Origin of the sequence: Streptomyces sp. NBC_01433 (genome assembly GCF_026340105.1) — a bacterium.
Taxonomy (GTDB): domain Bacteria; phylum Actinomycetota; class Actinomycetes; order Streptomycetales; family Streptomycetaceae; genus Streptomyces.
The window spans coordinates 4,329,699-4,344,258 of the sequence record NZ_JAPEPM010000001.1 but is presented as its reverse complement, the minus strand read 5'-3'; the positions used below and the strand labels follow the sequence as shown (position 1 = coordinate 4,344,258).

Below are 14,560 nucleotides of genomic sequence, written 5' to 3'. Positions count from 1 at the left end.
CGGACTCCGCGCCGGATGAAGAGGCTTTCACCGAGCGCTCATGGAGCGCTCACCGCCCGTCCCAAGGATGGGTGGCGTGCCTCTCTCACTCCGGCAGACCGCCTGCCTCTGCGCCGTCCTCGGGCTCTGCGCACTCCTCGCCCTCCCCGGCGCCCTCCCCGGCCTCGGCACCGACGGGAAGCTCACGCTCGCCGTCTTCGTGCTCGCCACCTGTGCCTGGATCGCGACGCCGGTGGACGACACCTACATCGCGCTCGGCGCCGGACTGGCCCTGACCGTGACCGGGGTGATCAGCAGCGAGACGCTGTTCGCCACGCTCGGCCACGAGACGGTGTGGCTGCTGATCTGCGCCTTCGTGCTGGCCGCCGCCGTGGCCAGGACCGGGCTCGCCGGGCGGGCCGCCGTCTTCCTGGTCGGCGGGGCCGTCACCGTACGGCAGTTGGTGCATCTGACCACGGCCGGGCTCGTCGTGACCGCCTTCGCCGTCCCGGCGACCTCGGGGCGCGCCGCCCTCGCCCTTCCGGTCTTCCTGGCACTGGCCGCGGCGCTCGCCGACCGCGCCCGGCTGGTGGTGATGCTGGCCCTCCTGTTCCCGACGGTCATCCTGCTCTCCGCCGTCGCCACCCTGATCGGCGCGGGCGCGCACCTGATCACCGTCGGGGTGCTCCGGGAACAGACCGGGGAGCAGCTGAGTTTCGTGACCTGGCTGCTCCTCGGACTGCCGCTCGCCGTGGTCTCCTCCCATCTCGCGGCGGAGCTGGTGCTCATGTCGACGACGCGGCGGGCCGACCGCACGGGTCCGGTCAGGATCACCGCGGCACACATCCAGGAACACTCCGGCACCCCTGTCCAGGGGCCGCTCTCCCCGTCGGAGTCCCGGTGCCTCCTGCTGCTCGCGACGGTGGTGCTGCTGTGGTGCAGCGAGCCGTTGCACGGGGTGTCGCCGGCCGTGGTCGCCCTCATCGGCGCCGTCGTCGCCACCTCACCGGCGCTGGGAACCGTCCGGTTCAAGGACGGTCTGAGCGCGGTGCCGTGGCCGATGCTCCTGTTCATGGCCACCACCATGGCCATGGGGGTGGCCCTCTCCGACTCGGGAGCGGCGGGCTGGCTGGTCGGCTGGATACCGGGGGCGGCCTCGACGCCGCCCTGGTTGTTCCTCACCGGCGTGGTCGTGATCAGTACGGCGGCCCATCTGGTGCTCCAGTCCCGCTCCGCCCGGTCCTCCGTGCTGGTGCCGCTGGTCGTCGCCGCGGCCATCGGCGCCGGGGTCAACCCGGTCGCCGCCGCGCTCGCCTCGACCGCCGCCGCCGGTTTCTGTCACACCCTGCCCGCGTCGGCGAAGCCGGTCGCCCTCTTCGCCGACCTGCCCGGCACACCGACGTACACCCCGCGCGATCTCCTGCGGCTCTCCGCCGTGCTCGCGCCGCTCACCGCAGCCCTCGTGCTCTTCTTCGCCCTCGCCGTCTGGCCCCTGCTCGGCGTGCCCGTCCACTTGGAGACCCAGCCATGAGCCACCGCATCGCCATCGCCCCCAGCGGGTTCAAGGAGTCCCTCTCCGCCGCACGGGTGGCCGAGTCCATCGCCGTGGGCGTGCGACGGGTGTTCCCCGGCGCCGGCCTCGATCTCATCCCGCTGGTGGACGGCGGCGAGGGCACCGCCGAGGCGCTGGCCCTCGCCACGGGCGGCCGGCTGATCCCGTACGCCGCGACCGGCCCGGTCGGTGAGCCGGTCGACTCGCACTTCGCCCTGCTGGGGCGGGACGCGCCCGGCCCCCTGACCGCCGTCGTGGAGATGGCGGCCGTGGCCGGTCTCGCGCTGGTACCGCCCGACCGGCGCGACCCGGGCACCACCACGACCCACGGCGTGGGCGAACTGATCCTGGCCGCACTGGACCGGGGCGCCCGGCGGATACTCGTCGGCTGCGGCGACTCCGGTACGTCGGACGGGGGCGCCGGGGCCCTCCAGGCGCTCGGCGCCCGGCTGACCGACCGCCGGGGCCGCGAACTTCCGCGCGGCGGCGGGGCGCTCCGTTCGCTGCACCGCGTCGACCCGTCCGGGCTCGACCCCCGGCTCGCCACCACCGAACTCCTCGTGGCCTGCAACCCGTTCAATGTGCTGTGCGGCCCCCAGGGGGTGGCCCGCGTGTTCGGGCCGCAGAAGGGCGCGAGCCCCGCGGAGGTGGATGTGCTGTCCGCCGCCCTGGAGCGCTGGGCGGCGGTCCTCACCCGGGACCTCGCCCCCGCCGGGGACCTGCGTACGGCCCCCGGTACCGGCGCCTCGGGAGGTCTGGGGGCCGGGCTGGCCGCCCTGGGGGGACGTCTTCTCCCCCGCTTCGACGTCCTGCTCGACCGGCTCGACCTCGACGCCAGGCTGGCGCGGGCCGATCTCGTGATCACCGCGGAGGGCTCGCTCGACCACCAGACCGTACGGGGAAAGATCCCGGCGGAGGTCGCCCGCCGGGCCCACGCCGCAGGTGTGCCGGTGCTGGTGCTGGCCGGAACCATCGGACCGGGCGCGCATGAGGTACGGGCGGTCGGGGTGGACGCGTACAACGCGATCCTGCCCGCCCCCATGACGCTGCCCGAAGCGATCCACGGGAGCAGCGAATTCCTCGCCGACGCCGCGGAACGCTCGCTGCGCATCATGGCCCTGGGCACCCGGCTCGCACTGGGCACCCGTTTCGCACCCCTGGCGGCCTGACGGTTCCGGGCGCGGTACCGGCCGGTACCGGGTGGCGGTCGGGCTCAAAGCCAAGGCGGTTAGGCTCGGGAGCTATGGAGAGCCTGCGGAGCATCGACACCTGGCCGGTCCCCACGGCGGCGGCGGCCGTCGTACGGGCGGACGGCACCGTCCTCGGTACGCACGGCCCCACCGCGCACCGTTTCCCCCTCGCCTCGGTCACCAAGCCGCTCGCGGCCTACGCGGCGCTCGTGGCGTACGAGGAGGGGGCGGTCGAACTGGACGAACCGGCCGGGCCCGAGGGGTCCACGGTGCGCCACCTCCTCGCGCACACCAGTGGCCTCGCCTTCGACGAGCACCGGGTGACGGCGCCTCCCGGCACCCGTCGGCTGTACTCCAACGCGGGGTTCGAGGTGCTCGGGGACCACATCGCCAAGGCGTCCGGCATCCCGTTCCCGGAGTATCTGCGCCAGGCGGTCCTGGAGCCGCTGGGCATGACGTCGACCACGCTGGACGGCTCGCCCGCCCGTGACGGTGTCTCGACCGTGGACGACCTGGTCCGGTTCGCCGCCGAGGTCCAGGCCCCCCGCCTCCTCGACCCCCGTACGGTCCTCGAAGCCCAGACCGTGGTGCACCCGGGCCTCAAGGGCGTACTGCCCGGCTACGGTCACCAGAACCCGAACGACTGGGGCCTCGGTTTCGAGATCCGGGACGCCAAGTCCCCGCACTGGACGGGCACTTCCTCGTCCCCGGCCACCTTCGGACACTTCGGCCAGTCCGGTACGTTCCTGTGGATCGACCCGGTCGCGGGCGCGGCCTGTGTCGCGCTGACCGACCGGCCCTTCGGACCGTGGGCGGCCGAGGCGTGGACGCCGTTCACGGACGCGGTGCTGAGGGAGCTCGCGGCGTAACCGGGGGGCGGGCGGCCCCCGGCGCGGCGGACACGCACTCGAACCACACCGTCTTGCCGCGGCCGTCCCGCCGTGTCTCCACACCCCACTTGTCGGTGACGGCGTCGACCAGGACCAGCCCGCGCCCGCCCTCGGCGAGCACGTCGCCTTCAACGGCGAGGGGCACGTGCGGGTCGGCGTCCGCCACCTCCACGCGCACACCGTCACCGTCCGGCAGCCGGAAGACGAAGGTCTGACAACGACGCCCCGGTACGTGCCGGACGACATTGGCGATCAGCTCGGTGAGCGCGAGTTCCGCCGCGTCGGCGACGTCGAGCAGCGCCCAGCCGGTGAGGTACGTGCGCAGGATGCGGCGCAGATGCCGGGCCGAGTGCTCACCCATCGCGAATTCGGCGCGGTACGCGGGCTCTCCGGGGTCGGGCCGGGGAGCAGTTACGTGATTCATGTCACCATCGTGCGACCGACTGGCTACGCTCGGCTACGTACGGAAACGAACGCCACCAGGCGTTGAACGCCGGAGGTCCCCCGCAGTGGCCAACATCCAGTCCCTCGATCCCAGCGCCTCCCCCCTGGACTACTACGGCTGGGAGTTGCGCCGCCAACGCGAGGCTGCCGGCCTGAGACAGGGCCAGTTGGGCGCGCTCATCTTCTGCACGGGTTCACTGATCGGCCAGATCGAGACGACGAAGAAGGTCCCCACCCGTGACTTCTCCGAGCGCCTGGACGCCGCACTCGGTACGGACGGGGTGTTCTCGCGGCTGATCGGCCTGGTCCTGCGCAGCCAACTGCCGACCTGGTTCCAGCCGTACGCGGACATGGAGGCGAAGGCCGCGTACATCTCGACGTACCAGGCACAGTTGGTGTACGGGCTGTTGCAGACGGAGGAGTACGCGAGAGCGGTGCTCGCCACCGGAATGCCGGACGATCTGGAAGGTCTGCTGGCGGGCCGCATGGAGCGCCAGCGCATCCTGGATCGGGAGAAGCCGCCGATGGCGTGGGCGATCCTCGACGAGGCCGTGCTGCACCGGCCGATCGGCGGCCACGAGGTCATGCGAGGGCAACTCCGCAGGCTGTTGGAGTTCTCCGCGCACCGCTGGATGCGGATTCAGGTGCTGCCCTTCGCGGCTGGTGAACATGCAAGTCTGGATGGGGCGTTCACCACCATGCGCTTCGATGACGACCCGGACATCATCTATACCGAGGACCTCATCTCCGGCCATATGACCGCCAGTCCCGACACGGTCAGGGAGGCCTCGCTCCGATACGCTCATCTCCAGGCCACCGCACTCTCCGTGGAGGATTCGGTGGCGCTGATCGCCCGCGTGATGGAGGAGCGTTATGGAGACCGGCCCCGATCTGAAGTGCGCGCAGTGGCGTAAGTCCAGCTACAGCGGGAACACCGGCGGCGACTGCGTCGAGTGCACCGTCACCGGCGGCGCGGCCTGGCAGAAGTCGTCCTACAGCGGAAGCACCGGCGGAGAGTGCGTCGAGATGGCCGACGCCTCCTGCGGCTCCGTCCCCGTCCGCGACAGCAAGAATCCGGACGGCTCCGTCATCGTCCTCGGCGCCGACGCCTGGCGGGCGTTCATGGACGGGCTGCGCTGAACGACGGCGCGCGCTCGCCGTCCGCGGGCCCCGAGGTTAGCTTGGCTCTACTGCACAGTCGAGGACTCCCGACGGGAGGAGTGGTCCGTGCGCAGAGCAGACGCACCCCCCGATGGTGTCGAGGAGCCGCTGGGTCCGCGCTACAAATGGATCGCCCTCTCGAACACCACGCTGGGCGTGCTGATCGCGACGATCAACCTGTCGATCATCCTGATCGCGCTGCCGGACATCTTCCGCGGTATCGGAGTGGACCCGTTGCAGCCGGGCAACACGAGCCTGCTGCTCTGGCTGATCATGAGCTACATGGTCGTCACCGCGGTGCTGGTGGTGAGCTTCGGCCGACTGGGTGACATGTACGGCCGGGTGCGGATGTACAACCTGGGCTTCGCGATCTTCACCGTGTTCTCCGTCCTGCTCTCGGTGACCTGGCTGCACGGCACCGCGGGGGCGCTGTGGCTGATCGGGATGCGGGTGCTCCAGGGCGTGGGCGGGGCGATGCTGATGGCGAACTCGAACGCCATCCTCACCGACGCCTTTCCGGCCCGGCAACGCGGTCTCGCCCTGGGCCTCAACCAGGTCGCGGCCATCGCCGGGTCGTTCATCGGCCTCGTGCTGGGCGGGCTGCTCGGTCCCGTCGACTGGCACCTGGTGTTCCTGGTCTCCGTGCCGTTCGGGCTGTTCGGCACCGTCTGGGCGTATCTGAAGCTGCGAGACACCGGGGTCCGCACCCCGGCGCGGCTCGACTGGTGGGGCAATCTCACCTTCGCGATCGGACTCATCTCCGTACTGTCCGGCATCACGTACGGCATTCAGCCCTACGGCGGCGACACGATGGGATGGGCCAATCCCTGGGTGATCGCCGCGATCGCGGGCGGGCTGGCGCTGCTGGCCCTCTTCTGCCTGATCGAGACCCGTGTGGCACAGCCGATGTTCCATCTGGCGCTGTTCCGTATCCGCGCCTTCACGGCGGGGAACGTGGCGAGTCTCCTGGCGTCCCTGGGTCGTGGCGGGCTGATGTTCATCCTGATCATCTGGCTCCAGGGCATCTGGCTGCCGCGGCACGGTTACGGCTTCGAGCAGACCCCGCTGTGGGCGGGCATCTACATGCTGCCGCTGACCATCGGATTCCTGATCGCCGGGCCCCTCTCCGGGTGGGCCTCCGACCGCTTGGGCGCCCGGCTCTTCACCACCGGCGGGATGCTGCTGGCCGCCGCCACCTTCGTGGCCCTGAAAGAGCTGCCGGTCGACTTCGACTACTGGGTCTTCGCCCTGATCCTGCTCGTCAACGGGCTGGCCATGGGGCTGTTCGCCTCACCCAACCGGGCGGCGATCATGAACAGCCTTCCGCCGGACCAGCGCGGTGTGGGTGCGGGGATCAGCACCACGTTCCAGAACTCGGCCACGGTCCTGTCGATCGGCATCTTCTTTTCCCTGATGATCGCCGGTCTGGCCAGTTCCCTGCCGGACACGCTCACCCACGGCCTCGTCCAGGAGGGCGTGCCGGCCGCCGACGCGGCTCGGGTGGCGGCGCTGCCGCCGGTCGGTGTGCTCTTCGCCGCGCTCCTGGGGTACAACCCGATCCGCAGCCTGCTCGACCCGCAGACGCTGGCGCATCTGCCCGCCGGTCACGCCGACTACCTCACCGGGCGGAAGTTCTTCCCGACACTGATCTCCGAGCCGTTCGAGCAGGGGCTCTCCATCGCCTTCGACTTCGCCATCGCGGCGTGCCTGGTGGCCGCGTTCGCCTCACTGCTGCGCGGTGGCCGCTACATCCATGGCGAGAGCGAGAAGACGACGAAGGCATGAGCCCGATGAGCACGCATCGGGGGCCGAGCGATCCCCCGTAGCGCGCTCTCAGTCGGACAGCTCCCAGATCAGCAGCTCCGCCGGGCCCGTCGCGACCGCCTCCAGCCCTTCGGCCGCCGTGATCCGCGCCGCGTCACCGGGCCCCAACTCCTGCCCGCCCAGGGCGACCCGGCCCCGTACCACGTGCACGTACAGACGTACCGCGTCCGGCACCGCGGCCCGTTCGCCGTCGCCGAGCCTGTGCACCCGGAGCGTCGCCCCGGCGCCGGACACCTCGTACGGGGTGGAGTCGGCGAGGCCCGGGACGACGGTGTACGCGGGTTCGCCGCCCGGCTCCAGCGGGGCCAGCCACACCTGAAGGAACGTCAACGGGGCGTCCGCGTCGTTGCGTTCGACATGGCGCACACCCGCGGCGGCGCTCAGGTGCTGGAGGTCCCCGGCTCGGACGACCGTGGAGCGGCCCGTCGAATCGCGGTGGGTCAGTTCGCCCTCGATCACCCAGGTGACGATCTCGGTGTGGCTGTGCGGATGCTCGTCGAAGCCCGCGCCGGGGGCGAGGCGCTCCTCGTTGCACGCCAGGAGCGCGCCGAAGCGGAGGTTGTCGGGGTCGTAGAAACGTCCGAACGAGAAGGCGTGCAGGGACTCGATCCCGGCCGCCGCGTCCCCGCCCGCGTAGCGGCTGTCCGACCTGTGTACGGAAATCACCGGACCACGGTAGCCCGGCCCCCCGACCACCTGCCCCGATAAGGCAGTCTTGGGTACGTGCCCCGACCCGATCCTGAGCAGCCCGCTGCGAACGACGCCCACCTGCATGCCGCGACCCTGAAGCGCCTGGAGCAGTCCTCCGGCCGGCTGGCCGCGAACGCCATCGCCCGCATGGACGAGACGCTGCCGTGGTACCGGGCGATGCCCCCGGAGAACCGGTCCTGGATCGGCCTGGTCGCCCAGGCCGGTATCGCCGCGTTCACCGAGTGGTTCCGGCATCCGGAGGCCCCGCAGGCCATCTCCACCGATGTGTTCGGTACGGCTCCGCGCGAGCTGACCCGGGCGATCACCCTGCGGCAGACCGTGGAGATGGTGCGGACGACGATCGAGGTCATGGAGGCCGCGATCGAGGAGGTCGCCGCGCCCGGCGACGAATCGGTGCTGCGTGAGGCGCTGCTCGTCTACGCCCGGGAGATCGCCTTCGCGACCGCCCAGGTGTACGCCCAGGCCGCCGAGGCCCGGGGCGCGTGGGACGCCCGGCTCGAATCGCTCGTGGTGAACGCGGTGCTCTCCGGGGAGGCGGACGAGGGTGCCGTGTCCCGGGCCGCCGCGCTCGGCTGGAACTCCCCCGAGCACGTCTGCGTGATCCTGGGCACCGCGCCCGACGGGGACAGCGAGCTGACCGTGGAGGCGATCCGGCGGGCCGCCCGGCACGCCAAGCTCCAGGTCCTGACCGGCGTACTGGGCACCCGCCTCGTCGTCATCGCGGGCGGCAGCGACAACCCGCTCCAGGTCGCGAAGGGCCTGATCGGCCCGTACGCGGCGGGGCCGGTGGTCGCCGGGCCGGTGGTGCCCGACCTGCTCGCCGCCACCCGGTCCGCACAGGCCGCGGCGGCCGGGCTGAAGGCCTGCTCCGCGTGGCAGGACGCACCGCGCCCGGTGCTGGCGGACGATCTCCTTCCGGAGCGCGCGATGGCGGGCGACCCCGCCGCGCGGGACCAGTTGGTGGAGGAGATCTACAGACCGCTGGAGGAGGCGGGCTCGGCGCTCCTGGAGACTCTGAGTGTCTATCTGGAGCAGGCGAGCAGCCTCGAAGGTGCCGCCAGGATGCTCTTCGTCCACCCCAACACCGTGCGCTACCGGCTACGACGTGTGACCGACGTCACCGGCTGGTCACCGTCCGACGTGCGCTCGGCGTTCACCCTGCGAATCGCCCTCATCCTGGGGCGCTTGGCCGCGGCGGATCCTCAGTCCTAGACTTTTGTCGGACTTCAACAATTCCCCCGACGGTTCTTCGTCCCTGTCCCCACGGGCGTACCGGGCCGTCCACAAGAGAGAGTGTGAGGGTGCTCGTACTCGTCGCTCCCGGCCAAGGCGCTCAGACGCCCGGCTTCCTGACTCCCTGGCTCGACCTCCCCGGTGCCACCGACCGCATCGCGGCCTGGTCCGACGCCATCGGGCTCGACCTTGCCCACTACGGCACGAAGGCCGACGCGGACGAGATCCGCGACACTGCGGTGGCCCAGCCGCTGCTCGTCGCCGCGGGTCTGCTGTCGGCCGCCGCACTCGACGCCTCCCCCGGTGTCGTCGCGGGCCACAGCGTCGGTGAGATCACCGCCGCCGCACTCGCCGGTGTCATCGACGACGAGGCCGCGCTCCGTCTCGTACGCACCCGGGGGCTCGGCATGGCCGAGGCCGCCGCGGTCACCGAGACCGGCATGGCGGCGCTGCTCGGCGGCGACCTCGACGTCTCGGTCGCCCACCTGGAGAAGCTGGGCCTGACCCCGGCCAACATCAACGGTGGCGGCCAGATCGTCGCGGCGGGCACGGCCGCGCAGATCGCCGCACTGGTCGAGGACAAGCCCGAGGGCGTACGCCGCGTGGTGCCGCTCAAGGTGGCCGGCGCGTTCCACACGCACCACATGGCCCCGGCCGTGGAGAAGCTGCGCGTGGCGGCCGCGGACCTCAAGGTCTCCGAGCCGACCGTGACGTACGTCTCCAACAGCGACGGCGCCACGGTCTCCACCGGCGCCGAGATCATCTCCCGGCTCGTCGGACAGGTCGCCAATCCGGTCCGCTGGGACCTGTGCATGGAGACCTTCCAGGCACTCGGGGTCACCGCACTCATCGAAGCCTGCCCCGGCGGCACCCTCACCGGGCTGGCCAAGCGGGCGCTGCCCGGAGTGCAGACCCTCGCGCTCAAGACACCCGACGACCTCGAAGCGGCCCGCGCGCTCATCTCCGAGCACGCGGGTGCCTAAGGAGCCCGAGAGCATGTCGAAGATCAGGCCCAGCCAGGGCGCCGCGTACGCGCGCATCATGGGTGTCGGCGGCTACCGCCCCACCCGTGTCGTGCCGAACGAGGTGATCCTCGAAACGATCGACTCGTCCGACGAGTGGATCCGCTCGCGTTCCGGCATCGTCACCCGCCACTGGGCCTCCGACGAGGAGACCGTGTCCGCGATGTCCGTCGAGGCATCGGGCAAGGCGATCGCCGATGCCGGGATCACGCCCGAGCAGATCGGCGCGGTCATCGTCTCCACCGTCTCGCACTTCAAGCAGACCCCGGCCATCGCGACCGAGATCGCCCACAAGATCGGCGCGGGCAGGCCCGCCGCCTTCGACATCTCCGCCGGCTGCGCGGGTTTCGGCTACGGCCTGACCCTCGCCAAGGGCATGGTCGTCGAAGGTTCGGCGGAGTACGTCCTGGTGATCGGCGTGGAGCGGCTCAGTGACCTCACCGACCTGGAGGACCGTGCGACGGCCTTCCTGTTCGGCGACGGCGCGGGCGCGGTCGTCGTCGGTCCCTCGAAGGAGCCGGCCATCGGCCCCACCGTCTGGGGTTCCGAGGGCGACAAGTCCGAGACCATCAAGCAGACCGTGGCCTGGGACGAGTTCCACGCGACGCGTCCGGAGAAGTTCCCGGCCATCACGCAGGAGGGCCAGGCGGTCTTCCGCTGGGCCGTCTTCGAGATGGCGAAGGTCGCCCAGCAGGCGCTGGACGCGGCCGGGATCGCCCCGGAAGACCTGGACGTCTTCATTCCGCACCAGGCCAACATGCGGATCATCGACTCGATGGTGAAGACCCTGAAGCTGCCGGAGCACGTCACGGTCGCCCGTGACGTGGAAACCACCGGCAACACGTCCGCCGCCTCGATTCCGCTCGCAATGGAGCGGCTCCTGGCGACCGGTCAAGCGAAGAGCGGCGACACCGCGCTCGTCATCGGCTTCGGGGCGGGTCTCGTCTACGCCGCGACGGTCGTTACCCTCCCCTAGGCACACCGGACCTTTTGGTCCGGCACACCCGAACCCTGAAGAAAACCACCGAAGGAGCGCCAACATGGCCGCCACCCAGGAAGAGATCGTCACCGGTCTCGCCGAGATCGTCAACGAGATCGCCGGAATCCCGGTCGAGGACGTCAAGCTGGACAAGTCCTTCACCGACGACCTGGACGTCGACTCGCTGTCCATGGTCGAGGTCGTCGTCGCCGCCGAAGAGCGCTTCGACGTCAAGATCCCCGACGAGGACGTCAAGAACCTCAAGACGGTCGGCGACGCCGCCGACTACATCCTGAAGCACCAGGGCTGATCCAGCCCCGGCTCGTGTGTCGCCACCCGGCGGTGGCGCCGCTGATTCACGACCCTCTACACGTGGAGAAGATTTTCCAGTGATCCCGACCAATCGCACCGTGGTCGTCACCGGTATCGGCGCAACCACTCCGCTGGGTGGCGACTCCGCATCGACCTGGGAAGGGCTGATGGCCGGTCGCTCCGGCGTCAGGCCCCTCGAAGGTGAGCGCTTCGCCGAACTGCCCGTCCGGATCGCCGCCCTCGCGGCCGTCGACCCGGGCGAGGTTCTGCCGCGCCCGCTCGCCCGCAAGCTGGACCGCTCGGCGCAGTTCGCGCTGATCGCGGCCCGTGAGGCGTGGACGGACGCGGGCTTCACCGGCAAGGCCGGTGAGGACGAGAAGATCCGCCCCGAGCGTCTGGGCACGGTCATCGCCTCCGGCATCGGCGGCGTGATCACCCTGCTCGACCAGTACGACGTGCTGAAGGAGAAGGGCGTACGCCGCGTCTCCCCGCACACCGTTCCGATGCTCATGCCCAACGGTCCGGCCGCCAACGTCGGCCTGGAGGTCAACGCCCAGGCCGGTGTCCACACCCCGGTCTCCGCCTGCGCCTCCGGCGCCGAGGCCATCGGGTACGCCGTCGAGATGATCCGCACCGGCCGTGCCGACGTCGTCGTCGCCGGTGGCACGGAGGCGGCGATCCACCCGCTGCCGATCGCCGCGTTCGCCAACATGATGGCGATGTCCAAGAGCAACGACGAGCCCGAGAAGGCGTCTCGTCCCTATGACACGGCCCGGGACGGTTTCGTCCTCGGCGAGGGCGCCGGTGTCGTCGTCCTGGAGTCCGCCGAGCACGCCGCCGCACGTGGCGCCAGGGTCTACTGCGAGGTGCTGGGCCAGGGTCTTTCCGCTGACGCCCACCACATCGCGCAGCCCGAGCCCACCGGGCGCGGAATCGCCGCCGCGATGCGGAACCTGCTCGACTCGACGGACCTCAAGCCGTCCGAGGTGGTTCACCTCAACGCGCACGCCACGTCGACCCCGCAGGGTGACATCGCCGAGATCAAGGCCCTGCGCAAGGTCCTGGGCGACGATCTCGACCACGTCGCGATCTCCGCGACCAAGTCGATGACCGGTCACCTGCTCGGCGGCGCGGGCGGTATCGAGACCGTCGCGACGGTCCTGGCTCTGTACAACCGGATGGCGCCGCCGACCATCAACATCGAGCACCTCGACGACGCGGTGGAGGCGGACGTCGTCCGTGACAAGCCGCGCCCGCTGCCCGAGGGGCCGATCTCCGCGATCAACAACTCGTTCGGTTTCGGCGGCCACAACGTGGTGCTGGCGTTCCGTTCGGTCTGACGTAGGCCCTGATACGGCTGTGGCCCGCCTCCCCCGGTTCGGGGGAGGCGGGCCACAGCCGTATCAGGAGCCGTTTTTCACCCCATCAGGGGCTTTTCCCACCCCATCAGGGGCCTTTCTCACACCACCTGGTGCAGCCAGCGGACCGGTGCGCCCTCGCCCGCGTGCCGGAAGGACTCCAGTTCGTCGTCCCACGGCTTGCCGAGAAGCTTGGCGATCTCCGCCTCCAGGTCGCTCTCACCGCGCACGGAGCGGGCCAGCGCGGCCCGCAGCCGGTCCTCGGGGATCAGGATGTCGCCGTGCATACCGGTGACGGCGTGAAAGATCCCCAGCTCGGGGGTGGAGCTGTAGCGCTCGCCCTCGGCGGTGGGGCAGGGCTCGGCGGTCACCTCGAAGCGCAGCAGATCCCAGCCCCGGAGCGCCGAGGCGAGCTGTGAGGCGGTGCCGGGCCTGCCCTTCCAGGAAAACTCGGACCGCCAGGTGCCGGGAGCGGCCGGCTGTCTGATCCAGTCCAGCTGAACCCGCACACCGAGGACACCCGCTACCGCCCATTCGACATGTGGGCACAGCGCGCGCGGTGCGGAGTGAACGTACAGGACTCCACGTGTCGTCACCGGGACCTCCAGTGTGGGACGAGGTACGCCTTCCCCAGCGGCCTCGCGCTCGTACCGTCTCTTTTCGGCCAGTTCCCGAGGTTGTCATCAGTAAACAGCATCGGGAGTTAATCTCCTGAAAAGGGACAGTATGTGACGTGAAGTAATGTGCCGGAGCCCCCCACGCATACGCGGGTGGATGAGGCGCCACTGGTTCCACGGGGAGAAACTACCGTGCCCCGGGGGTGGGTGTGTGACGTACCGTCGGTCGCGGGCCCATGATTCGTCCAGCTTTCACCCTGCGGGGCGCGCACGCCCGTGACCTGGGGCGGCGGGGCTTGCCGGGGGCATTACCAGAGGCATAAACCAGTGAATGACCGGAGGGATCAGGGATGCCGGAGCGCGCGGGACGCCCTCGTTCACGTACCGCTGTCGCCATGCTGACAGCGGTTTCGTTTCTCGGTGCCACCGTCGCGCTGGCGGGCTGCACCAGTGGGCCGAATGAGACCGCCCGCAGCGCGTCGGGGTCGTCGCGCGGCGCCTCGCCGTCCCCCTCCCCCACCCCCGACTGGGACCGCCGTCCGTCCTCGGTCGCGGCCGTCGGGGATTCCATCACCCGGGGGTTCGACGCCTGCTCGGTGCTGACCGACTGCCCCGAGGTGTCCTGGGCGACGGGTACGGACGGCGAGGTGCGCAGCCTCGCGGTGCGGCTGCTCGGCACGACGAACGCGGCAGCGCGCAGCTGGAACCACGCCGTGTCGGGGGCCCGGATAGCCCAGCTGCCGGAGCAGATGGCGCTGGCGGCGAAGGAGAAGCCGGAGCTGGTGACGGTGATGATCGGCGCCAATGACGCCTGCCGGGACTCGGTCGCCATCATGACTCCGGTGGCGGACTTCCGGGCCTCGTTCGAGGCGTCGATGCGTCAGCTGCGCGGTACGGCGCCCAAGGCACAGGTCTATGTGTCGAGCGTGCCGGATCTGAAGCGGCTCTGGTCCACGGGGCGCGAGAACGAGCTGGGCAAGCAGATCTGGAAGCTCGGGATCTGCAAGTCGATGCTGGGCGACGCGGACGACATGGGCCCGGCGGCCGTGGCCCGGCGGGACGCGGTGCGGGACCGGGTGGTCGCGTACAACGAGGTGCTGCGCGAGGTGTGCGCGAAGGACCGGCGCTGCCGGTACGACGGCGGGGCGGTCTTCGACTACCGGTTCACCGGTACGCAGCTCAGCCAGTGGGACTGGTTCCATCCCGGACGCGACGGACAGGCCCGGCTGGCAGAGATCGCGTACCGCAACGTTACGGCGGAGCGGCCCCCGGCGTAGGGTCCGGGATC

Annotated in this window: 15 protein-coding genes; 12 read left to right on the top strand and 3 right to left on the bottom strand. The window is 70.7% G+C overall.

The features are described 5' to 3' along the window. Positions 1-76 precede the first annotated feature (76 nt). The 3 genes from OG413_RS19500 to OG413_RS19490 all read left to right on the top strand — a co-directional run bounded on the left by OG413_RS19500 (position 77) and on the right by OG413_RS19490 (position 3,590). The gene (locus tag OG413_RS19500; RefSeq protein WP_266807198.1) at positions 77-1,510 is read left to right on the top strand and encodes an SLC13 family permease; all 1,434 of its coding nucleotides are present in this window, start codon (positions 77-79) and stop codon (positions 1,508-1,510) included. Then, positions 1,507-2,700, top strand: coding sequence for a glycerate kinase (locus tag OG413_RS19495; protein WP_266807196.1), 1,194 nt, complete (start codon positions 1,507-1,509; stop codon positions 2,698-2,700). The genes OG413_RS19500 and OG413_RS19495 overlap by 4 nt, the downstream gene beginning before the upstream one ends. A 74-nt stretch (positions 2,701-2,774) precedes the next feature. Further along, on the top strand, positions 2,775-3,590 hold the full coding sequence (locus tag OG413_RS19490) for a serine hydrolase (protein WP_266807194.1): 816 nt from the start codon (positions 2,775-2,777) through the stop codon (positions 3,588-3,590). Here the strand turns inward: OG413_RS19490 and OG413_RS19485 are convergent. After that, a complete protein-coding gene (locus OG413_RS19485) occupies positions 3,556-4,035 on the bottom strand; it encodes an ATP-binding protein (protein ID WP_266807192.1) in 480 nt (159 codons plus the stop codon). The two genes, OG413_RS19490 and OG413_RS19485, sit on opposite strands and share 35 nt — an antisense overlap. A gap of 85 nt (positions 4,036-4,120) precedes the next feature. On the opposite strand from OG413_RS19485, the gene OG413_RS19480 reads away from it, so the two are divergent. From OG413_RS19480 to OG413_RS19470, 3 genes are all read left to right on the top strand, one after another. Continuing rightward, entirely contained in the window at positions 4,121-4,969 is an 849-nt protein-coding gene (locus OG413_RS19480) for a helix-turn-helix transcriptional regulator (RefSeq protein ID WP_266807191.1), read from the top strand. Then, entirely contained in the window at positions 4,929-5,195 is a 267-nt protein-coding gene (locus tag OG413_RS19475) for a DUF397 domain-containing protein (protein WP_266807189.1), read from the top strand. The genes OG413_RS19480 and OG413_RS19475 overlap by 41 nt, the downstream gene beginning before the upstream one ends. An 87-nt stretch (positions 5,196-5,282) precedes the next feature. Continuing rightward, complete coding sequence (locus OG413_RS19470) at positions 5,283-7,001, top strand: MFS transporter (RefSeq protein WP_266807188.1); 1,719 nt, start codon at positions 5,283-5,285, stop codon at positions 6,999-7,001. A gap of 48 nt (positions 7,002-7,049) precedes the next feature. Here OG413_RS19470 and OG413_RS19465 read toward each other — a convergent pair whose 3' ends face one another. After that, entirely contained in the window at positions 7,050-7,706 is a 657-nt protein-coding gene (locus OG413_RS19465) for a pirin family protein (protein ID WP_266807186.1), read from the bottom strand. A gap of 57 nt (positions 7,707-7,763) precedes the next feature. Here OG413_RS19465 and OG413_RS19460 point away from each other — a divergent pair, with 57 nt between their 5' ends. From OG413_RS19460 to fabF, 5 genes are all read left to right on the top strand, one after another. Beyond that, positions 7,764-8,963, top strand: coding sequence for a CdaR family transcriptional regulator (locus OG413_RS19460; RefSeq protein ID WP_266807184.1), 1,200 nt, complete (start codon positions 7,764-7,766; stop codon positions 8,961-8,963). An 89-nt stretch (positions 8,964-9,052) separates the two neighbouring features. Next, complete coding sequence (locus OG413_RS19455) at positions 9,053-9,967, top strand: ACP S-malonyltransferase (RefSeq protein WP_266807182.1); 915 nt, start codon at positions 9,053-9,055, stop codon at positions 9,965-9,967. A gap of 13 nt (positions 9,968-9,980) precedes the next feature. Beyond that, positions 9,981-10,982 (top strand): ketoacyl-ACP synthase III, encoded by a 1,002-nt coding sequence (locus OG413_RS19450; RefSeq protein ID WP_266807181.1) that lies wholly within the window; start codon positions 9,981-9,983, stop codon positions 10,980-10,982. A gap of 64 nt (positions 10,983-11,046) precedes the next feature. After that, on the top strand, positions 11,047-11,295 hold the full coding sequence (locus tag OG413_RS19445; RefSeq protein WP_266807180.1) for an acyl carrier protein: 249 nt from the start codon (positions 11,047-11,049) through the stop codon (positions 11,293-11,295). Between the two features lie 79 nt (positions 11,296-11,374). Further along, positions 11,375-12,637: a beta-ketoacyl-ACP synthase II gene (gene fabF / locus OG413_RS19440; RefSeq protein ID WP_266807179.1), complete on the top strand. Its 1,263-nt coding sequence runs from the start codon at positions 11,375-11,377 to the stop codon at positions 12,635-12,637. Between the two features lie 119 nt (positions 12,638-12,756). Here the strand turns inward: fabF and OG413_RS19435 are convergent, their stop codons facing one another. After that, positions 12,757-13,251, bottom strand: coding sequence for a DUF3145 domain-containing protein (locus tag OG413_RS19435; protein ID WP_073724656.1), 495 nt, complete (start codon positions 13,249-13,251; stop codon positions 12,757-12,759). Between the two features lie 371 nt (positions 13,252-13,622). Here OG413_RS19435 and OG413_RS19430 point away from each other — a divergent pair, with 371 nt between their 5' ends. Then, on the top strand, positions 13,623-14,549 hold the full coding sequence (locus OG413_RS19430) for an SGNH/GDSL hydrolase family protein (protein ID WP_266807178.1): 927 nt from the start codon (positions 13,623-13,625) through the stop codon (positions 14,547-14,549). The last annotated feature ends 11 nt before the right edge of the window (positions 14,550-14,560 follow it).